This window comes from Gardnerella sp. DNF00983 (genome assembly GCF_049244265.1).
Taxonomy (GTDB): Bacteria; Actinomycetota; Actinomycetes; order Actinomycetales; family Bifidobacteriaceae; genus Bifidobacterium; species Bifidobacterium vaginale_J.
This window is the reverse complement of record NZ_CP058392.1, coordinates 1,094,328-1,116,419: the sequence shown is the minus strand read 5'-3', so window position 1 is coordinate 1,116,419 and position 22,092 is coordinate 1,094,328. Positions and strand designations below refer to the sequence as shown.

The following is a 22,092-nucleotide window of genomic DNA, read 5'->3' as shown; positions in this document are numbered from 1 at the left end:
TTTGGCGCGTAGCCGACCGTTTCTTTACATAGCTGCACAGTTTCTGCCGGGATTGCGCGCGTAGCCGACTTTTCCTTTACACCGCTGCACAGTTTTGGTCGGAATTTGGCTGGGAAGCGGCATAAACTGCGCGCGGCTGCACAGTTTTTGTCGCTTTTTGGCGCGTAGCCGACTTTTATTTTACGCGGCTGTAAAGTTTTGGTCGGAATTTGGCTGGGAAGCGGCATAAACTGCGCGCGGCTGCACAGTTTCTGCCGGGATTGCGCGCGTAGCCGACTTTTCTTTTACGCGGCTGCACAGTTTCTGCCGGATTAAGGCGCGTAGGCGGCTTTTTCTTTACACAGCTGCACAGTTTCTGCCGGGATTGCGTGCGCAGGAGACATATAGTGACGAATTGCACACAGTATATATATAGAGAGACGAAGCGCACAGCCAGCACAGCACATAGCAAGCACAGTATATATAGCAGCACGGCATATGGTGACGAATTGCACACAGTATATATATAGAGAGACGAAGTACACAGCCAGCACAGCAAGCGCAGCACACAACACACAGCGACGAAGTGCGCGCACATAGACAGCACAGCATATAGCGGTGCGATGCATGCGTTATAACAACATGTAGTGCTTTGGGTTGGGGAAGTGAGCAGTTTTTAGACACGCCGAAGACGCGATTTCGTCGTTTTTGCGTCGGAAATTATTCATTATAAATGCGTTTTGCAGTAGATTTTTTAGCGAGATTCGTGAATTATAGAAATTTTTTATATGTGCGATTATAACTCGTGTTTTACTTGAAATCATTCATGGGGGGGGGTATAACTGTTAGAGGTTTTCAGCAAATATGCTTGCATATGGGGCATACAGGTATGTTATACTGGCTATCTGTGCTTGGCTCAGTTAGTTGCATTCGTAGTAGCGAGTGCGCAAGGTTTTTGATTTGCCATACATCGGCATCGTATGCAGGCTGAGTGTTTGAAGTTTGACATTTAGAGAGTTGGAATTTGAGATATACTGCGGCTTGTGCAGCAGTTGAGGATTAGGAAGGCGAGAAAATGTTACCAGCAAAGTTCCGTGGATTCGCATCACGCGTGGGTCGTCTTGCGTCGCGCGCTTTGGCTTGGAATAAGACCAGCGAGCGCGATGTAGCGCTCAACGCTACCTCCAGCACCGCCAGCGCAACCGTATCCAGCGCAACCTCTAACTCTGATGCTTCTGCTTATCGCCCATCACGCACTTCTCGTACTTTCCGTCGCGCGATCTTCGCAATGCTCGTATCCGCCGCCACGCTTTTCGCAACTTTTGTTGTGCCGCCGGTAAAAGAAGCTAACGCAACTCAGGCTTGGTGGGATTACGCTGGCAATGGATATTTTACTGATGGTGACTATTGGGTTGGTGATGCTGTTCGTGATGTTTCTATTAGCTATCCTAATATTCAATACAATCAGTGGGATAGTGATTATGGCAAAAGTGGAACTAAAATCAGTTGGGATATTACCTTCAATGCGAATGGTATGGGATTAAATTCTTTATCTTTCAATGTGCCTCCTAAAGGAAATGCAAAGTCAGATGGTTCGCCGTGGGATGGTAGGCCAGATTTGACAGTTTTTCTTCCAAAAGGTCTTAGGGATGGTGATGCTTCGCATCAAAGTTCAGTTCGCGTAACTCGCACTGCTATTAAGAGAAAATTTGTATATAATGAAAAAGAAAAAAAGGGTCATTGGGAATTTGAAAGAGAAGTAAAATATAATAGTCAAAGACCAAGTGAATTTACTAATAGTACTAAGCATAATTATACCTACGCTGATGGCGATTATTATTTTAATGAGGCTTGGAAATACTCGTTAGGTAGAGAAAAACTTGGTAAAAGCGATGATGCTACCTGTGGAGACCCCGAAATTAGAAAGAAATACGGTTTTTGTGAGATTCGCAAGTGGCGAGGCAATCCGAATAATTCGAATGATCCCAGCAATAAATTTGGTCGCGTATTTCTTGATTGGGCTCAGGGTGATACAACTTTCTCTTATGAGTGGCATATAGAAGCATTTGTTGAAGATGGTGTTAATCCAGAAACCTTACCTATTATTGCTGGTTGGGATTCTAATAAAACTGGTGTAGGTGCAGGTTATTGGGGGAATAGTGAACGTAACAAGTGGGCTGCTATGGGTCCATTTGATACTGATGGTGATGGTATTCCTGATTACGTTGAGCATCAAGTAAGAATGAATCCGACAAATGGCGATGAGATTTCATACCCTCAATACAATAGTTCGGATGATAAAAAGTATGGGCAAGATAATATTCCTATTACTACATATCATCGCCCTGTTACAGTGAAACCGTTTGCAAGAACCGGTGAGTGGGGAGGTGATTCTTCGCATGGCAGTTTTGAATACGATGGTGGTACGACTACTAATTTGCCTACCAATCTTGGCATAAAATATGAGCTTACTAACAAAATTCCTAATGGTGTAAAAGTAGTTAGTTCTCCATCTAAGATGCCTGAGGGCTCTGTGTATATTGATAGCAGAACTGGTCATGTAACTTATAACCCTAGAAAAGAAGATAAGGGTAAAGTTCTTGAATTTGGTACAAAAATTACTTATCCTGATCCTTCTCGATATCCGTATAACTGCAAGTATTATGATCGTGGCTCTTTTGTTACGGAGCAGCACCCAACTAAAATCAAGGTTGTTTCGCAAGCCTCGCTGTACAACCCTGTTTACACCCCAATTGATCTGACAGAAAAAACCGGTGATAATCAGGCTCGTGTAATGCCAATTGTTTACGCATCTGTTAAGAGCGTGCGTGATAATTCTAAGAAGAATGCGGATATTATTCAGACTGGTGATCTCCCTAACGATGCTACTTTTGAGCTTAAGCAGTATGTAAATGGTAATAATAAGAGCGATCCTTTTCTTGATTGGAGCAGTATTGAGAATAAGGATTTACATAGCGGCAAAGTTCGTTTTTATTCCAACAAGTGGAGAAAAGGCGGTAAGTATCATTCGCCAGTGATAGTGACTTATGCTGACGGATCTAAATCTACAGATTCAAATGCTGGTAATGCTGATAAGAATGGTGATTTCGAAAAAAGCGTTGTTTACGCTACTGTTAACGTAAAACGTCCAGAGCCTTCAAATCCTTACATTGTTATGAATATTCATGATGGTGTAGGCGGTACTAATTTAGGAGATAATGGAACAGTTTACGCTGATATAAATTCTCCGCTTAATCCAGGCTTGTGGATTGATTCGTGGTCTAGATATAAAACTGGTAAAATTTCTTTGAAATCCTTGTGCTGGAAGGAAACTACAGGCAAGGGCGGTAAAGTAGAAAAGAAGGATTACACCTTTAGTAGTGGCAACGAAGATAGTGTTAACTCTTTTAGTGGATTAACTTTTAAGCAAACTGAGAAATGGGCTCATGCTAGTGACAAAGATCAGCAGTGCTGGATTAATGGCGGATCTTGCAACCGTCAGAGCCAATTATATGATGATGACCAATACACTATTGAGCGTTCTCGTGGAGAAATTAAAGGAAGTCCTAATAAGGGTGGTAAGTACGTTTGTCGTGTGTTTGCGTTGAGTGATGGCAGCGATGCTAAGAAAAAATTCGACGCTTTTGTACAAGAAAACAAACATGATTTTGCTTTGCCGGCGAATAGTAAAAATACTGAATGGGTTTCTAAAGACGTTAATATTGTTATTCGTTCACTAGCGCATAAGTATAACCCACGTTACACAAAGGTTGAAGTGCAAGCTGGCAGTAAAGCAAAGTCTGATGCTCCAGAAAGCTATCGTGGTGCTAACGGTGTAGATAAAAACGATAGCAGCCAGAATGATTTGGTGCAGGATGGTACTTCTTTGCCAAAGGGCACTTGGTTCGAGCTTAAAAAGTACTCTAAGCATAAGAATTCAGAAGATAAGCCTGACTGGTCTAATTTCGAAGGAAAAGACAGTAATAAGCAGAAGAATGATAATAAGCCAGAAGATACTAAGACTGACACTAAGTATGGTCAAGTTACTTTTGAGCCGCTTAAGACTACTCGTACTATTGACTATCTTGTTCCTGTGATTGTACATTATTCAGACGGTTCAACTTCAGAAGATGATGATTCTGGTAATAAAGGTATGCCAGTGTATGCTCCCGTGAGTGTGGTAGGTAAGCCAGTTACAGGAAAAGACTTGAAGTTAAATGTTTACTCTAATAGGCAATTGAGCAGACATATTTCTGATAATGATAGTGAAGGTATGCGCTTCCGAAAGGGTGATCAGCTTAGGGATTTAACTGAGGCAGAGAGTAAGGATAGTAAGAAGATTCCTGCCAATAGGAAAGACCCAATGTTCTTCGACTCTTGGTCAAGTACTAAGCAAGGCAAAATCTATCAGCATATGCTTTGCTACGAAATCAACCAGAAAACTGGCGCACGTGAAAATTATAAGTTTGATGAAGTTAATGGTTTAAAGCTTGCTGGTAGAAAAGGCAACAAGGATAACGGAATCTTTGAAGATGGGAATCCTTCTCAGTGGACTAGGTCAGAAAAGACGCGTCAGCAGTGCAATAAAGACAAGAGTTGTAATAATGATCTTTACCTTTATGGCGACGAGTATGACACGACTGAGCGTACTCGCGGTTGGTTGCATGGAACAGTTGAGAAAAATGGTGATTTTGTTTGCACCGTGTACGCTATTAAAGACCTTGAAAATAAAGGTAAACATGGTGGATTACAAACTAAGTTTGAAAAAGCTGTAAAAGGTTTTGTAAAGAATCAGTCTGGTAGGACTTTAGAAAGCGTTATTAATGGAGTTTTGACTAATAAGGAAGATAGTAAAAATCCTCAAAACAATACTATGAGGCATGTTGATTGGGAGTCTGTAACATTCCCAATTCATGTGCATAGTGACGCTCACTATTACAACCCAAAGTATGTTCCTGTTACTGTAAAAGCGGGCAATAAGGTTACTACCGAAAAACCTAAAAGTGTTAAGCCAGAAACTGGTGTAACGGCTGGTGGTATTACAGATTCAGGTCAAATGTATAAGGATATGAAGGTTGGTGACTTGCCACAAGGCACCAAATTCAAACTTAAGCAATATACAAATGACGATAAACATAAAGTCATTCCATGGTCATTTATGAAAGAGTCTTCTGGAATTGGTTATAGCAACTCCGGCGAGGTGACCTTCTATCCAGATGTGACCATTAGTGCTAAAGATTATGAGACTCCAGTGGTTGTTACATACCCTGATGGTTCAACGTCGGAAGATGAGGATGCTGGAAATCAGGGCAAGCCTGTGTATGCGAAGGTTACAGTCAAAGGCTTAGATCAAAGTAATCTTCTGCTTAAATTGTACAAAGATAAGGATCCGCAAACTGGCGAGCCGATGAATGGTGAGTTGAAAGATAGGCTGTATGTTATGAATGGCATATCGTTGCTTAGAAAGCCGTTCATTCGCACTTGGAGTTTGACTAGCAAGAATAAGCTTAACCTTCGTATGCTGTGCCACAAAGATGGTGCAAGTGGTAATTGGACCAGCGATGAAAATCAAAGTGTTGTTTATATTCCTGGCAATGGTAGTAGGTCTACTCAATGGAGCTTTGCTAACGAAGCACAGCAAATGAATTGTCGCGAACGAGGGAATTGCAATGCTGCACATACACTTTATGGATTCATTAATGACCAGAGTGATGTGAATAGTGTTAAGAACGCAATCGCTAGAACAGAAGATATTGTTGACGGCACTCCAAAACAAACTGGCGACTATAATTGCACAGTGTTTACGCTGGATGATGCTGCGCTGAAGAGATTCAATGCTCTTGCTTCCGATAATACGTTTATGAGCAATCCTTCTAATAAGGATGCTAGTAACTTAATGAGTAATAATTCTTTGAAGCAGGGAACCAATTGGGATAGACTCACGTTCAAGATTACTGTTGTCGACAAATTCTCGCTGCCAAAGACCGGCGGAATGAACTGGAACGTGCTGCTTGGTGCGTTTGCTGTGATTGGCACGGGCGTGATGGCGGCTGGGTTCTTCCTTGAGCAAACCAAGTGGGGGCGCGCGATGCTTGATGCATTGCTGCGTAAGACACTGATTAAAGATTTTATCTGCAAAACTGCCAAAAAGCTTCGCGCTTTAAGGCAACGTAGCGAAAGGTGGCGATGCTGATGAAAATTTTCTGCAGCTTAAAAACTGCAGTATCAACGTTCCATGTGCTGGCAATGGCATTACGCGTTACGTAGTGATGGTACACAGTGACGTTACACAGTAACGGTAATTATGCCGGAGCATGGTTCGGATTTAATCTTGCTGCGCGCGGCGCAAATCGTAGCCGCCGACAGAGTTCATGCGGCTTTGCGATGACTCCGCCGACCGTGCGCAACACAAAATAAAACAATAAACGTATTTTCCTCAAAACCTGCCCACAAGGGCACTGATATAAAGGAGAAGAAAGTGAATAAATTCACTAAACAATGCGTGGCGGCATTCGCCTCGCTCGCAATGGCTGGCACGCTGTGCGTCGCCGGCGCCGTGGTGGCAAACAGCTCTGCTTGGGCTGCTGCATCTGCCTGTGATGTTTCTAAGGCACCATGGGATCAGACCGATAAGAATTGCACTGGTAAAATCACCATTAACAAGTGGAAGTATGAAGGCGATAACGTAAAGCAAACCCACGTTAACGCTAAGTTTAAGATTACCAAGGTAACGCAGATTCTTGGATCTGACAACAATAAGAAAGACCTTAATTTAACATCACAAGAGGATTGGTTAGCAGTTGCTGCTAAAGTGCCAACGCTTAATGCAACTCCAAATGATACAGCTAGTATCACTTTAGACACTAAGTCAACCGAAAAAGATACTACTGACGGTGTTGCAGTGTTCGACGGTCTTGGTATCGGCTTGTATAAGGTTGAAGAAGTAAGTGTTGACAATGGTTATGAAAAGCTTGCTAACCCATTCTTCATGACTGTTCCAGAAATCACTCGTAAGTCAACTGAAAAGAATAACACTTACACTTATGAGGTAAGTGTTGATCCTAAGAACGCATACACTAAAGATGCTATTGATAAGACTGTTGATACCACTGGCATGGTTGGTGCAAAGGATGAAGTTCCATACGAAATTAAAGCCTCTGCAATTACGACCAGTAATACTCCTGCAGCTAATTATACGAAAGATGATTTCAAAGACTATGCTGTTTGGGATGATGTGCCAACCAATGCGTACGAAGCAGCAACTACTGCTGTAACTGAAGTTAAGGTTGGAGATAAAAATCTCACAAAAGATAACGCAACTCAACACTACTATACAGTTGAAGCGCCAGTGGCTGGTAATGGTACAAATGGCATCGACAACGGCTATTCTCGTTTAAAGATTACGTTTAATGATGCTGGTCTTACTGAGATTGCTACCCAGCGTAAAACTAGTTATGACGTGAAGGTAACTGTTAAGCTTAAGTTCACGCTTAAGGAAAATGTTCCTGACGGCGCGGTTGTTAACAAGTATGGTTTCCAGCAGGGTCATAATAAATCGGATCCTAAGCCAGAACCTAAGAACCCAACTCCAGATCCGAAGTCTAAGGTAACTCTTCGTGACTTCCAGGTTAAGAAGGTTGACGGAACTGATACTTCTAAGACTCTTGCTAAAGCTAAGTTTGCAATCTTCGCTAAATTAGCCGATGCACAGGCTTGCGCAGCTGATAAGGATCGTACTGCTGCTAATTGCGATAATAAGTCTACTAAGGGCTTTGCGAACGAAGCAAATGGAACTGCTGCTAATGGTTTGACTAAGGCTTTCAAGGCAAAGGTTAACCAAGAGTTCTACGTTGTAGAGACTGCGGCTCCAGATAATTTTGCTTTGTCTCCAGCTGTTGAAAAGGTTACTATTCCAGCTAATCAAGCGACTGCAACTGCATACGTCTACGATTTCAAGGATGTCCCGACTAAGGACGGTGGCTTCTGGTTCAGTCTTCCAAAGACTGGTGCTGCAGGCGTGATTATCTTCGCGTTGGCTGGCATGTGCTTGGTTGCTGTTGGCATGTTCATCTTCTTGCGCAACCGCAAGAAGGATGAAGAGCAGCAGGCTGCCTGATTCCACGCAATTCTTAGGAATTGCAATCCGCTAGGCGATTGAGTTTAGGCGTGCATGTTGTTTGCGCGTCGGAACTTTAATCGCCTGGCTTATAACTGAAAACTTAGCAGGCTGCGCTGTGTTCGCGCTAGCCGGCGTGATGCGTGCGTTGCTCGCTTGTGTGTTGCTCGCTTGCGGCGTTTGCTGCGGCGTGATGCGCTTTGTGGTGTCTTGCCACGTGCGTTGTGCGATTGGCGTTTATCGCTGCATGTGTTGCTCGCTTGTGCTATGCGCGAGTATCCCTCTTCTTCGCACAGCGCAGTCTGCTGTATTCATTCTTTCCATTCTTTCCATTCAGAAAGAACATTAATCAATAACAATTAGCCATTTATAGAGAAGAAGTTGCAATGTCAAACGAAGATCCAGATGAAGGCAAAGGTTTTTGTTGGGAAAGAATATGTACCTGCAAAAATAAGCTTTCAGAATTTAAAAAAATATTTACTATTAATGGAATAATTGACCAATATTATAAAGAAACGTTATCAGGAATGATTGGCAATGAAAGAGAATTAAGAAAAGAGCTCGTACAATTAAGAAGTAAATACAATTGTTGGAGTGGTTTTATTTCGAAATTCATTTCAAGTTTACTTATTACTGTTGTTCTTTATATATTTTCTGTTGTTAAAGATAATCAACTACTGTCCTTCGTCGTACTAGTTGTATTGTTTATTGCATTGTTTAAAGCTTTATCTTTAAAAGCGGCAAATGAAGAGTATGAAAAAATGGAGCTTATTAAAGATGAACTTGAGAAAATAAGATACGAAGAAGCTAGATATGAAAGAATGAAGGCTTTAGAAGCTGAACTTAATGAGATGAAGCTTATTAGGGCTGAACTTGAGAAAATAAATAACACAATTCAACCAAATCCTAAGAAAACAAGCATACGCATTTACAACCGTAGCTCAGTGCGTCGTAGTAATTTCGGCAGGTAGTATTGCGCTAAGCTGAGTACCTGCAAGCGTAGCTTCTGAAGCTTTGCATCATTGCTTTGCAAACATTGCTAATGAAGCTCTGCATCAATGCTTTGCTAACGTCGATTATGTAGCTTTGCAGTTGTGCTTCTGCGAAAAGTGGTTTTGCAGCTTTGCAGTAATGCTTCTGCTAACGTTGCTAATGTAGCTTTGCAGTAATGCTTTGCAAACGGCGATTACTTATTGCTTAGTGAACTTTAGCAGTATTGCTCTGCTGACGCTGATTTCCTACTGTCCAAAGAACACTAGCATTCACGCTGCTGCACACACTACACCAGAAACCTCAACCTACGAACTCACCCGAAGCTTAATTGCGCGACTTTAGTTGCACGAATATTCGTGAGGTGAGATTTGAGATTTTTCGCACTGAGCGCGGCGAACGTCAGAGCCGCAGGCTGCTGATTCGCCAAGCGAAGAAGAAAAATCGAAAAATCTCTGCGATGGACACGGTTATTAACGATTAGCACGCAGAGTTTGGGAGATTTCTCTACGAGCAATAAAAGAGGACTGAGGAAGCAACATCCCTTAAGAACGAAGCATACAGTAAAATCTCTAACAGCCAAAGCGACGAAGGACGGGAACTTGCGAGGAGAGAAATCTCCCAAAACTCGCGCCACACTAAGAAAAAGCGGAGCGCTGCGAGACAAGTAATTCCTATCTCACACAGCCACGCAAAGAAATCCGCCAGCCAAACACCAGCCCCAAAACTCACACCACATAAAATAAAATTACGTACATAAACATAGAAACGAGGAAGCATGAAATTAAACGACGCTGTTGCTAAAGTATATGCTTTCCTCAACAAAATCGCCCAAAACAAGCTTTTCAAAAACCAAACAAACGCAACCCAAACAAACGAAATCAACTTAACCGAATCAAACTTAACTGAATCAACCGCAACCGAAAATAACGCAACTCAAACCAACGCAACCGAATCAACCGCAACCGAAGCAAAATCCGCCGCAAGCAATCAAAAATCCAATCACAAGTCTAAGCAAAAATCCAAGCTCCGCCGCATCGTCGAGCCAATCGCATTCGTGCTGGCAGGCATTTTGTGCTTCAGTTATCCTGTTGTTTCAACGCTTTGGAATAATCGCGTGTCGAAGGAAATTTCTAACGCGTACGACAAGTATAACCACGATCAGGCTGGTGACGTGCGTCGCGCTCACATTCGTGCCGCGAAGCTTTACAATAAAACTCGCAAGAATATGCTTACCACGGATCCGTATAGTCCGGATGGTCAAAAAGACGTAACTAACACGCCTGAATACAAGCGTTATCTTAAGGCGCTTGAAGAGCCTATGGGCATTATCGGCATCGTAAAAATTCCGAAGATTGGTGTAAAACTTCCTATTTATCACGGTAGCTCGCAGGAAGTTTTAGCGCACGGCGCTGGTCATTTGTACGGCACGGATTTGCCTGTTGGTGGCAAGAACCGCCACACAGTTATTACCGCGCACACGGGTCTTGCGGATGCAACCATGTTCGACGATTTGGTGAATTTGAAGAAGGGCGACTACTTCTACCTCGACGTGCAAGGCGAAACTTTGCGATACAAAGTGTTCCGCATCAACGTTGTGGATCCGCACGATATCAGTTTGTTGCAGCGCGAAAAGGGGCGCGACTTGGCAACGCTGCTAACGTGTACCCCGTATGGCGTGAACTCGCATAGACTTTTGGTGACGGGGTATCGTGTGCTGCCGGACCCTGTGAAGCCGCCGGAGGACCACGTGCAATGGCCGCTTTGGATGACGCTATTTGTGATTGCAATGGTGTTCTCATTGATTGTTTTGTCCACGATGATTGTTGCTGCAACGTCTAAGAGAGGGCGACAGCTCGACATTCGCGGCAAGCATTTGCTGGTACTTTCGCGCAAAATGCTGCGTAAGTTGCGCCGCGAGTAACGCGACGACTGTGCGGTGAGCGCAGCATTGCGCGTGAAAAAACGACCAAAACTGTGCAGCCGCGTGCAGTTTATGCCGCTTACGTGAGTAATACCGGCAGAAACTTTACGTGCGTGTAAAGAAAAAGTCGGTTACGTGCGAAAAAACGGCAGAAACTGTGCAGTCACGTAAAGGAACGGTCGTTCGCACGCCTCAACACGGCAGAAACTTTACGTGCGTGTAAAGAAACGGTCGGTTACGTGCGAAAAAACGGCAGAAATTTTACAACCGCGCGCAGTTTATGCCGCTTCCCAACTAGATTCCTACCAAAACTTTACGCGCGCGCTAAATCGCAGCGCGAAAGCAGGTCGTTACTAACGCAGTCACTAATCTGCACCAGTAACAAATACCGGCAGAAACTGTGCAGTCACGTAAAGGAACGGTCGTTCGCACGCCTCAACACGGCAGAAACTTTACGTGCGTGTAAAGAAAAAGTCGGTTACGTGCGAAAAAACGGCAGAAACTTTACAGCGGCGCGCAGTTTATGCCGCTTACGTGAGTAATACCGGCAGAAACTTTACGTGCGTGTAAAGAAAAAGTCGGATACGCGCGAAAAAACGGCATTTAGCGTTATTAGCGCAGTCAGCGTACTGCTTTAGTAACAGCGGGTTATAGGGTTATAGGCAAAACCGCCATCCAGAAACAACTGAGCTCTTGTCCTTAACGAACAAGAGCTCAATGAAATCACGTGTAGGAGCAACCTACACAGGTAAAACAAATTCTAACACATTCTGTGTCTGTCGCTCATCACATTTACTACTTCTATTTCGCGATTAGGCTTGCAAAATGCCTAGGGGGGGGGGGTATAGTTGCAAGCATTGTGTCTGCAATTAAGAGAGGTTTTGCAGCGTTGTGTGGTTTTTGATTTTGTAATGATGACTACGCAAATTTTGAGAGTTTGAATTTAACGAAGGTGATTAGAGATGTTTCCGCAACGTAGTCGTAACAATCTTTCTAAGATTATGCGCGTAATTTGCGGTTTCACGTCCTGCGTGCTGACTCTCGCAACTCTCGCGATTGTGCCTGTTGCTTCGTCGAATGCATCAACCGAAGAAACAACTAAGACTTCGAAAAGTGCTGATTCTGTGAAGGATACCGGTGCTGCGGAGCAAGGGGATAAGAAGGCTGAAAATCAACCGGGTAGTTCTGCTGAGAAAAAGGCTGAGTCTAAGACTGAGCAGCAGCAACCTGGTGGTAAGCCTGAGCAGCATACTTCTGTAACGACTAATGCAAATCCTCAAAACGCGGCTTCCAATGATAAAAAGGCTAATAAAGACAGTAAAAGTAAAGAAGATAAAACCGCTGCTAAATCTGCTCAAACTGGGTCGAACGGTGAGAGAAGTTCTGCCAACAATAACCAAAACAGCGCGCAATTCTATAATCCGGTTTATAGCGGAACATCAAGTATATTTGCAGGAAATCTTTCTGGTAGTGCGTACAATGCATCTAAAACTCCTATGAGTGAAAAAGTACCTAATAATAAGAAGATTAAAGTTGGATATCTTCCTGCTGGTACGTGGTTTGAAGTTAAAAGAGCAAATACAAATGATAAAGGCGATGCGTACGACTGGGCTAACTTTGAAGGCGAACAGTGCGATGATGCTACTGAATGTAAGACGACCAAAAAAATTCCAGATGATGATGCTGATGATTTGGATAATTATGGCGTTATAACTTTCAAACCAAATAGGTGGACTAAAGATGGAGATTATAAGGTGCACGTAGTTGTGCATTATCCAGATGGAACTACATCAGATGATTCCAATGCAGGAAATATCCTTTTTAATAAGAAAACTGCTGTTTACGCTAATATTCATGTTTACAGATATAAGCTACAAATCGGAGATTTGTCCCTTTCGATAAATAGTGAAGATAATGAAGACTATAGGTATGGTCAGTCTGATGAATCAGATTTAGTGTTAATGGCTGGTCAAAAGGTTGAAAAAACCACTTTTGATTCATCTGCGCATCTTGGCATAGGCAATATTAATCAGCGTGTGATTTGCTACGAAAAGAATTCTGATGGCAAGCCTGTCGGTGGAAAATACGAGTATGGCGGAATTAACGGGCTTGAATTAAAACAAGATGATACTAACGTAAAAGTTTGGAAGCATGCCAGCTACAAGCAGCAAAAAGAATGTTTTGATGATCCTGCTAAAGGCTGCAATATGGCTGACTTACTTTATGACGATTACGTGTACGAAAAGTATGCAGATTCTCATTCTGAATATGAGCCTATAAGTGTTAGTGAAAGAACAGTTGGTAAGTTTGCTGGTTCTCCAACAAACTCAGGCAATTTTGTATGTAAAGTATATGCTTTAAAAAATAAAGTTAACGCTAATGATGTGCAAGATGATTCTATTGCAATAAAATTTGATCAAATAGCTAAAGATAACTCTAACAACATTGATAAAATTGATTCTGCGCTAAAGTCAGAAGATTTGTTTAAGTCAAGTAAAGGAATTACTTGGGAATCTAAGACTTTGAACATTACTGTTCGCAAAATGTCTTACTACTATCAACCTTACTACAAATATGGTGTGTCAGTATTTCCTGGAGAAAAGAAGGTTTCAGTAGCACCTGTTAACGAATGTGGTGTAGGTAGTTGCCGTAAACAATTAGCTCATACGCGTCATCTTCCTGACGGAACTTGGTTTGAGATAAAGCAATATAAGGATGATTCTGATCACCCAGTTCCTGATTGGGCTTCATTTAAGGGCAATCAAAGTAATGAGCCTAAAGATGTAAAAAAAGACAAGCATGGAAGAGATAATTCTAAAGATTCAGGAAAGAAATATGGGAAAGTTACCATTAGAGTAAGTTCGTGGATGAAAACAGGAAATTATCTTGTTCCTGTGGTTGCACATTATCCTGATGGTTCTTCTTCAGAAGACGATGAATCTAGCAATAAAGGTAAACCAATATATCTAAAAGTTGCGGTCAATAATTCTGTATCTTTAATTGGTGATGATGATTTAAAGTTGCGTGTAACAACTAAGCAAGCTTCGGATAGTAATAAGTCTGATTCGCAAAGAGACGATTATGGTGATGTAGATCCAGACCAGGGCATCACAATGATGCGCGGAATGCGTTTTTTGAATCCGTATATTGATGCGTGGTCATTGCATGATATAGGCAATAAGATTTCGCTGAAAGTTTTGTGCACTAATGTGAGCAAAGCTGGCAAAGACGGCTCTGCTGACACTAATGGCTCTAGTGGCGTGGGTGTTTGGTCTAGTAGTGTTGATGGCTTGGCTGCTCCAAACGGTGATCAGATTCATCAGTGGAGCCATGTTGATTCGTTCGAAGAAGCTGATAAATGTAATGGTGATTCTGCTTCCTGTAGCACTAAACATGTGTTGTATAAGCGTGATATCAAAGCAAATAATTGGGATGAAGAAAATCCATTCTATGCAGTCGAACGCACGGATTCGATTATTGGCGGTGCGCCTACAGAAACAGGCGATTACCAGTGCGTTGTGTACGCGTTGAAGCCGAATGCGCTTGATGCTTATACAACTAAAGTGACTGATGAAACTTCCGTAACAAACGGCGATACTCTTCTTGACGGCGACACTAGCCTCGTAGAAGGCAAGGACTGGACGAAGTCCGTGGTTCCAATTCACGTTGTTGAGCCTTTTAAACTGCCAAAGACGGGATTCGCAGGCTGGAACATGATTCTTAGCGTTGCTACAACGATTTTCACAAGTCTTATGGTTCTTGCGTTTGCTCTCGACCAAACACAGTGGGGGCGCGCATTTATGAAAAATTTTGTGTACAGAAATTCTGCTCAAAATGTCAGTGAAATAGCTGTTCAAAAGGGCACTGAAGTATCTGCTCGCAAGGGCAATGAAATAAAGGAGAAGAAATGAATAATTTCACAAAACGATGCGTCGCCGCATTCGCCTCGCTCGCAATGGCTGGGACGCTGTGCGCGGCGGGTGCTGTGACAGTGTCCGGCGTTGCGTGGGCTGGCAAGCCTGGTATACAACAGGGTGGTCAGTCTCAAGGCGGTGTTACTGGTCTTGGTAATCCATCCCAACCTGTGCAGAAGGGTGATGCGCCATGGGAGCTTAATGATACCGATAAGGCAAAGACTTATTCCCTCACTATTTTCAAGTGGAAGTACGAGGTTGACTCAACCACCAAAAAGCAGAAGAAGTCAACTCCTGTTCCTGGTGCCGAATTCACTGTAAAAAAGGTGACGAAGCTTAATGCAAGTGATAAGGAGGATCTTGACTTAACTAAGTACGCCGATTGGGTTAAGGTCGCCAATAATATTGATGGTCTTAATAAAGGCACTGCTACTGGAATAACCACTGAAACTGTTACTGGTTCTCCAAAAAATACTAATGATAAGGGTGTTGCGAAGTTCGATCTTGGAATCGGTCTGTATCAAGTTACAGAATCAAATCCTCCAAAGGGCTTCTCTGCTGCCGAATCCAAGCCATTCTATATGACAATCCCAAGGATTGAGAAGGGTTCTGATGGCAAAGTAGTCTACAACTATGCTCCATACGCGGATCCAAAGAACAAGGATTTGAGCAATAGCGTTAAGAAGACTGCGGATACTTCTAAGACTGTTGGCGCTGGCGATAAGATTTCCTACACCATTAGCGCTGAGCTTGACAAGATGAAGGCAGCGGATGCTGATGCTACAGCTCTTACTGCCGATGATTTTAAAGGCTATTCTGTAGTAGATCTCGCTCCTGCTAACTACTTCACAACTTATGAAAACGTAGTTACAAAGGTACAACTTGGAACCGGCGAAGCACCTGTAGAGAGTGATACGACGCTTCCTACTACTGACTACACCGTTAGCGGTCCAGAAGATTTTACGGATAAAACCGATAATACTACACGCAAGAAGATTACTATCTCCTTCACTAATGACGGTAAGACTGCGCTTGCTACAGCTGCTAACAATAACGCTGGCAATGTAGTAAAGGTATTTGTTACTTTAGAGTTCACTCTTGCTGGTTCTAATACACTTGGCAACAGCACTGTTATTAACAAGGGCGGCTTAATTCCTTCGCACACAACTGGTAATCCAGACGTTGTTGAAGGTAAAGTGTACAAGGAAGTGAAGTTCTCAAAGTTCACTATTCAGAAGCTTTCTGCAAAGGATAAAAAACCAATTACAACAGGAATTGCAAAGTTTAAGCTGTTTGCTGATGAAACTAGTGCAAATACGTGCTCTCAGGCTATTACCGACGGAAAGAAAGATAACGATTTGACTACTGCTTGCTCTGCTGCTTCTACTAACTTCGGTGAGAAAGACGCAAAGGGCACTGATGCTAAGACTGATGAATATTCAGTAGTTCGCGGTAAGACGTACTACGTTGTGGAAACTGTTGCCCCAACCGGCTACATTCGTAACCCTAAGGCTGTTGCAGTAAAGGTTGAGGATACTGATAAAACCAAGAACTTCGAGTTCGAGGACGTTCCAGACGATAGCAACGGCTCTTGGCTCAGCCTTCTTCCAAAGACCGGTGCTGCTGGCGTAATCATCTTCGCAGTTATCGGCATGTGCTTCGTTGGCTCCGGATTCTTTGTGTACATGCGTCGTCGCAAGAAGGAAGAGGAGCAGGCTAAGCTCCGCGCTTAGTTAATCCCTTTCTTTAAGCATTAACGAAAATGGGGAGTCGGGCGCGCGTTAACTAACGCTTTCCCGGCTCCCTGTTTATTTATTGGAGGAATTATGAAGCTAGCTGATTTTGCAGAGTCTGCTCGCGCGCTATTTAAGCGTCTGACTCGTATGCGCGCTAATAAGTCCTCCAAAAGTGTGGAAGATTCAGCGAGCTCTGGAATTGCTGCGTCTTCCGAAAATACTGAATCTGCGCAGTCTGTGCAAACTTCGCAATCTTCATCATCACAATCGCAGTCTCCGCAATCGCAACAAGAGCAGTCTCCGCAATCCGCACAAGAGCAATCTTCCCCAAAACCAATGTCCACACTTCGCAAGCTGGCTGAGCCAATTGCGCTTGTTACTATTGGCATTTTGTGTTTCAGCTATCCTGTGGTTTCTACTTTGGTTAACAATCATGCTGCCAAGGAACTTTCAATCGAGTACGACAAATTAAATAAGGAAAAACCTAAAGAAAATCGCGCGGAAATTTTGCGAAAAGCGCGTGAATACAACGCTCGCCACAAGGCGATTATTAGCGCGGACCCGTATAACGGCAGTAACGACTACATGGACACTCCCGAATATAAAGAGTACGAAAAAATGCTTAGCGAGCCGATGGGGATTATGGGCATCGTGAAAATACCAAAAATTGGCGTTAGACTGCCGATTTACCACGGAACTACTCAAGATACTCTCGCAATGGGCGCTGGTCATTTGTACGGCACGGATTTGCCGGTGGGTGGCAAAAGCAGGCACACGGTTGTGACGGCGCATACGGGTATGCCGGATGCCACGATGTTTGACGATTTAAACACGCTGAAAAAAGGCGACTACTTCTATTTTGATGTGCAAGGCAAAACTTTTCGGTACAGAGTGTTTCGCATAAATGTGGTGGAGCCGAACGATATTCGTTTGCTGCGGCGCGAAAAGGGGCGCGACTTGGCGACGCTGATTACGTGCACGCCGTATGGAATTAACACGCACAGGCTGCTCGTGACGGGGTATCGCGTGCTGCCGGATCCTGCTAACGTGCCGGGCGACCATATGCAGTGGCCGCTGTGGATGACGCTGTTTGTGATATCGATGGTGATGTCTGCGGTGTTGATGGCGATGATGCTGGTTGCGTCGTTGCGAAAGAAGAATGGTGTGAGTAGTGTGCAAGGCAGGCATTTGCTGGCGGTTTCGCGCAAAATGCTGCGTAAGTTGCGCCGCGAGTAGCGCGACGACCTGCCTGAGCGCAGCATTGCTAATCCCTCCAGATGTGAGATAACGCTCGTGCTATAAGCGCTCGCTACGAAACTCGCGTTGGAAGTCCACTGGACTTCCAACTTGAGCGAGTTTCCGCTCCGAGTTGCTTTCGCGCGCGCTGTGCTGCGCTCAAGCATGTCGTCGCGCGCGTAAAGCACACCGTGCTTTCAACCCTAAGCAAGCGCTACCGCATTAGTGTATCGAGAAGCGCACTGTGCTGCTTCTCGATACACTAATGCGACACGCCCACTTGCGCGCAAGCTCATTCTGAGTATAGTAGTTACTCGGTTCGCGAAACGAACCAAGGTAACCAACGCCCCTTTAGCTCAGTTGGTTAGAGCAGCTGACTCTTAATCAGCGTGTCCAGGGTTCGAATCCCTGAGGGGGCACAAACAAAACCCAAGCTTCACCGCTTGGGTTTTTTGTATCTAATCCCTCCGTCACGCATATGCAGCAGCGCGCGTTTGTCCCTCTTTGCAGTCAAGCTGGAAACATGACCTCGTCAAATATGATGCCGCAATTATTCCAGGATGATGCCCATCTTGAACAGCCGCAGCCGTCGCAACAACCGCTGCTAAATTTAGTGCAGTCGCAGTCGCAACAAGTTCAGTCGCAGTCGCTTACTCCGCAGCAAGCTCAGCCGCGCCAGCTTCCTCTAAAAGCCGCCGACACGACTGCCGAAAACCCGTGGCCTGTTGCAATCTTAAGCCAAAAGTTCCACAGTGCAGTAGAACGCTGGCCAGCAGCGTGGATTGAGGGTCAAATCGTCGAAATCAACATGCGCCGCTCCTCTTCCGGTTACATCACTCTTCGCGACAGTAACGAAGAAGTGTCGATTTCCGTAATGGGCTTCAGCAATTTCGTGCAGCAGGCGCGCGAACTTCGCCAGGGCGACCGCGTAGTCGTTCACGGCAAGGCTGATATTTGGGTGAAAGCCACGCGTTTGAGCTTCGTTGCAGACGAAATCCGCCGCGTCGGTGCCGGCGACTTAAAAGCGCAAATTGACGAGTTGCGCAAAAAGCTTAAGGGCGAGGGCTTATTTGACGCTGAAAATAAGGTTCCGCTGCCGGAATTTCCTAAGTGTATCGGACTCGTGTGCGCTCCTCAAGCTCGCGCGGAGGGCGATGTTATTACGAACGTGAATTTGCGCTGGCCTGTTACGCGCTTCAAAGTTATTCACGCGCACGTGCAGGGCGTGCAGTGCCCGGCGGATATTATTGCCGCAATTAAGCAGCTCGACGCGGACCCAGAGGTTGACGTTATTATCGTTGCTCGCGGCGGCGGTAGCTTTGAGGATTTGATTGGTTTTTCGGACGAGGGCGTGGTTCGCGCTACGGCTGCGTGCGTGACGCCGATTGTGTCCGCAATTGGTCACGAGGACGATTGGACGCTTATCGATTTGGCTGCAGACATGCGCGCTTCGACTCCTACGGATGCTGCAAAGCGCGTTGTTCCGGACGTTCGCGAGCAGTGGCAGCTTATTGATAACGCGTTGCAAACTATGCGCATGCGAATTTCTGCGCGCGTCGACAATGAGATCCGCCTCGTTGAGGGTTATGCGAATCGCCCGAGCCTTACGCGCCCGAGCACTATGCTTGAGCCGCACGAGCGCTTGGTTGAGCAGGCTGTTGAGCGAATGCGTCACGGTTTGGTGAGACTTCTTGACGACGCGAGCTTGACTGTTGAGAAGGCTCACGCGAGCTTGACTGCGTTGAGTCCGCAATCGACTTTGAATCGCGGGTATGCTGTTGTGCAGCTCAGCGGTGGGCGAGTGCTTGACGACGCGGCTTTAGCGAAAGTTGGCGACGATATGACAGTTACGCTTAAAAGCGGCGTGGTGCTTGGCAAGGTGACTGGAACAAAAGTAGCTGGAACGAAAGTAGCTGCCGGAAAGCCAAGTAAAAAGTCAAGTAAGTAATTTTTTAGATATTTTAGATATTTTAGATACAAGGAAAGGTTAGATATGAGCGAGAAAGTAACGAAAAAAGCGGAAGAAGTAGCGGCAGAATCAGCAAATAGCGCAGAAAGCGCGGATTTCGCGAGCACGCTTACGAAAGAAGAGCGCGCTGCGATTGAGGCGATGCCGTACGAAGAGGCTCGCGAAAAGCTGGTTCAGGCGGTTCAGGCGCTGGAAGCTGGCGGTTTGACGCTGGATCAGTCCATGCGTCAGTGGGAGATTGGCGAGGCTCTGGCAAAGCGCGCGCAGGGTTTGCTTGCAACGGTTCGCGCCAAGTTGGACGCGGCGCAGGCGGAGCAGTCTGCGACGGCGGCTACGGCTGGTACGCAATCGAATCTTGAGGATTAAGCGCGCAGCCGACCTTTTCTTTACACTCGCGTAAAATTTTTGCCGTTTTTTGGCGGTTTCCCGACCGAAACTTTACACGCCTGCGCAGTTTCTGCCGTTTTATCGCCTTAATCCAACCGAAACTTTACACGGCTGCGCAGTTTCTGCCGTTTTTTCGCGCGTAACCGACCTTTTCTTTACGCGCCTGTAAAGTTTCTGCCGTTCCGATCAGTCGCCTAGCCTAAATTGTTGCTCGCATAATTGTGCGCGAATCACGCCATGGTGTATAATTGCCATTTGTTGCCTCGGTAGCTCAGTGGATAGAGCACCACTCTCCTAAAGTGGGTGTCGTCAGTTCGATTCTGATCCGGGGCACTTTTATGTGTGGATGTTGTGCAGTTTATATTTGTGCAATGGTGTTGTGTGCTGTGTGTAGTTTGCCTATTTTTTTGTTGACAAACATTAGTTTCTTTTGTAAAATCGAAATGTGATGAAGCCAGGCAGTGTCTGGTTCGCAAAGAGCCAATCAAGTAATTGATTGGCTCTTTGTGCATCTAATAGCGGGGGATTGGTGGGGATTATGGTTATTTATAAACCTTTTACTACTATCAAGCAACAAATAGAATTGCTTAAGTCTAGAGGAGTAAAGTTTGGTGATGAGTCTAAAGCTATGGAAATACTTGAAAGAGAAAGTTACTATAGTGTTGTGAATGGGTATAAAAATCCATTTCTTGAGTCAAACAATTCGAATAAATATGTTCAAGGAACAAAGTTTGAGCACATTTATTATCTTTTTAAATTTGATCGTGAACTTCGCAGTGTTATCTTTGCGGCTACAACTAGAGCAGAGGCATTATTAAAATCATCATGTTCGTATTGTTTTAGTAAGACGCACAATAATGAAGTTAATGCTTATCTTAATGAAACTAATTATGAAGATCCAGAGGGATCACTTACTTTAATTAATACATTTGCTCGAATCATCGAAAATAATACATCAAATAATCAAAAATTAAATCCAGGGAAAGAATATATACGCCATTGCATTGATATTCATGATGGTCAAATTCCATTATGGGTTTTATCTAATGATTTGACTTTAGGACAGATATTCTGGTTTTATCAAAAACAGACCGATTACGTGAGAGGTTTGGTTGCTAAAAAATATACTGAACTTTATAATTCTTCACACTATTCTCAAAAAAATATTAGGTCAATAAAAATTGATTCTACTTATAGAAGAATTAAAGAGTTCAGAAATATTTGTGCGCACGATGAACGTTTGTATTGTGCTAGACCGCATAGTGATAATGCAACAGTCTTTCAGCTTATTAAAGATTTCGACATATTATTAGAAAGTAGCTATTATCTAGAGTTTTTAGAGAAGATTGAGAAATTATTAAGTGCGCTTTGTGATAAAGTGCCAAATTGCTCTAAGAATGTTATTGAATGCATTGGAATGTCTAGTATTAATGAATTTTATGATTGGAAAAATAAAATTAAAGAAAATATTATCTTGGATGGTAACTTGCCTGTTCCCAACGAAGCAACGCTTAAGGCTATGAATCACGCTAATCAAATTATAGATGGCAAAATTTCTGAAGATGGCATTGTTTTTAGCAATGCTAAGGAAGCTAAAGCATTTTTGGATAATATGTCATGAAAATTATTCGCGAGTCGCGAGATCCTTCCTAATGTTAGGGGATAGTGTTAGATTATTTCTAACTTAAGCGATGATCCGTTATCGGCGGGGAGTTTTCGGAAGAACGGCGAGGATTTGTAAGATTCTCGCTTATTAGAACCGACGGGGTTGGCCCGTACAGCCAAACACGAGAGGCTATGAGAATAGTTCGATTGCGTTACGCACTTGCGTTACGCACGTA

Annotated in this window: 10 protein-coding genes and 2 tRNA genes; all 12 read left to right on the top strand. The window is 44.0% G+C overall.

The genetic code is table 11. The features are described 5' to 3' along the window. The first annotated feature begins 1,054 nt into the window (after positions 1-1,054). The 12 genes from HXT34_RS04190 (at position 1,055) to HXT34_RS04135 (ending at position 21,872) form a co-directional block, all read left to right on the top strand. Positions 1,055-6,172, top strand: coding sequence for a Rib/alpha-like domain-containing protein (locus HXT34_RS04190; protein WP_421784515.1), 5,118 nt, complete (start codon positions 1,055-1,057; stop codon positions 6,170-6,172). 285 nt (positions 6,173-6,457) lie between these two features. Beyond that, positions 6,458-8,095 (top strand): SpaH/EbpB family LPXTG-anchored major pilin, encoded by a 1,638-nt coding sequence (locus HXT34_RS04185; protein ID WP_421784513.1) that lies wholly within the window; start codon positions 6,458-6,460, stop codon positions 8,093-8,095. Between the two features lie 386 nt (positions 8,096-8,481). Beyond that, a complete protein-coding gene (locus HXT34_RS04180; protein WP_421784511.1) occupies positions 8,482-9,066 on the top strand; it encodes a hypothetical protein in 585 nt (194 codons plus the stop codon). A gap of 797 nt (positions 9,067-9,863) precedes the next feature. Beyond that, positions 9,864-11,009, top strand: coding sequence for a class C sortase (locus tag HXT34_RS04175; RefSeq protein ID WP_421784509.1), 1,146 nt, complete (start codon positions 9,864-9,866; stop codon positions 11,007-11,009). Positions 11,010-11,971: 962 nt separating this feature from the next. Next, positions 11,972-14,920: a hypothetical protein gene (locus HXT34_RS04170; protein WP_421784507.1), complete on the top strand. Its 2,949-nt coding sequence runs from the start codon at positions 11,972-11,974 to the stop codon at positions 14,918-14,920. Further along, on the top strand, positions 14,917-16,656 hold the full coding sequence (locus HXT34_RS04165) for a SpaH/EbpB family LPXTG-anchored major pilin (protein WP_421784505.1): 1,740 nt from the start codon (positions 14,917-14,919) through the stop codon (positions 16,654-16,656). Before HXT34_RS04170 ends, HXT34_RS04165 begins: the two co-directional genes overlap by 4 nt. A gap of 93 nt (positions 16,657-16,749) precedes the next feature. Further along, complete coding sequence (locus tag HXT34_RS04160; protein WP_421784503.1) at positions 16,750-17,895, top strand: class C sortase; 1,146 nt, start codon at positions 16,750-16,752, stop codon at positions 17,893-17,895. A gap of 345 nt (positions 17,896-18,240) precedes the next feature. Beyond that, positions 18,241-18,314: transfer RNA gene (locus HXT34_RS04155), tRNA-Lys, on the top strand. A 119-nt stretch (positions 18,315-18,433) separates the two neighbouring features. Next, positions 18,434-19,843 carry an exodeoxyribonuclease VII large subunit gene (gene xseA / locus HXT34_RS04150; RefSeq protein WP_421785456.1) on the top strand — a complete coding sequence of 470 codons (1,410 nt, stop codon included), beginning with the start codon at positions 18,434-18,436 and terminating at the stop codon, positions 19,841-19,843. A 45-nt stretch (positions 19,844-19,888) separates the two neighbouring features. Next, complete coding sequence (locus HXT34_RS04145; RefSeq protein WP_415687000.1) at positions 19,889-20,230, top strand: exodeoxyribonuclease VII small subunit; 342 nt, start codon at positions 19,889-19,891, stop codon at positions 20,228-20,230. Positions 20,231-20,511: 281 nt separating this feature from the next. Next, positions 20,512-20,584, top strand: a tRNA-Arg gene (locus HXT34_RS04140). Positions 20,585-20,747: 163 nt separating this feature from the next. After that, entirely contained in the window at positions 20,748-21,872 is a 1,125-nt protein-coding gene (locus tag HXT34_RS04135; protein WP_421784501.1) for an Abi family protein, read from the top strand. Positions 21,873-22,092 lie beyond the last annotated feature (220 nt).

Bases quoted from the DNA above. Each gene is read 5' to 3' on its own strand.
- HXT34_RS04190 (WP_421784515.1), top strand. From the start codon at position 1,055: ATGTTACCAGCAAAGTTCCGTGGATTCGCATCACGCGTGGGTCGTCTT.
- HXT34_RS04180 (WP_421784511.1), top strand. From the start codon at position 8,482: ATGTCAAACGAAGATCCAGATGAAGGCAAAGGTTTTTGTTGGGAAAGA.
- HXT34_RS04175 (WP_421784509.1), top strand. From the start codon at position 9,864: ATGAAATTAAACGACGCTGTTGCTAAAGTATATGCTTTCCTCAACAAA.
- HXT34_RS04170 (WP_421784507.1), top strand. From the start codon at position 11,972: ATGTTTCCGCAACGTAGTCGTAACAATCTTTCTAAGATTATGCGCGTA.
- HXT34_RS04165 (WP_421784505.1), top strand. From the start codon at position 14,917: ATGAATAATTTCACAAAACGATGCGTCGCCGCATTCGCCTCGCTCGCA.
- HXT34_RS04160 (WP_421784503.1), top strand. From the start codon at position 16,750: ATGAAGCTAGCTGATTTTGCAGAGTCTGCTCGCGCGCTATTTAAGCGT.
- xseA (WP_421785456.1), top strand. From the start codon at position 18,434: ATGATGCCGCAATTATTCCAGGATGATGCCCATCTTGAACAGCCGCAG.
- HXT34_RS04145 (WP_415687000.1), top strand. From the start codon at position 19,889: ATGAGCGAGAAAGTAACGAAAAAAGCGGAAGAAGTAGCGGCAGAATCA.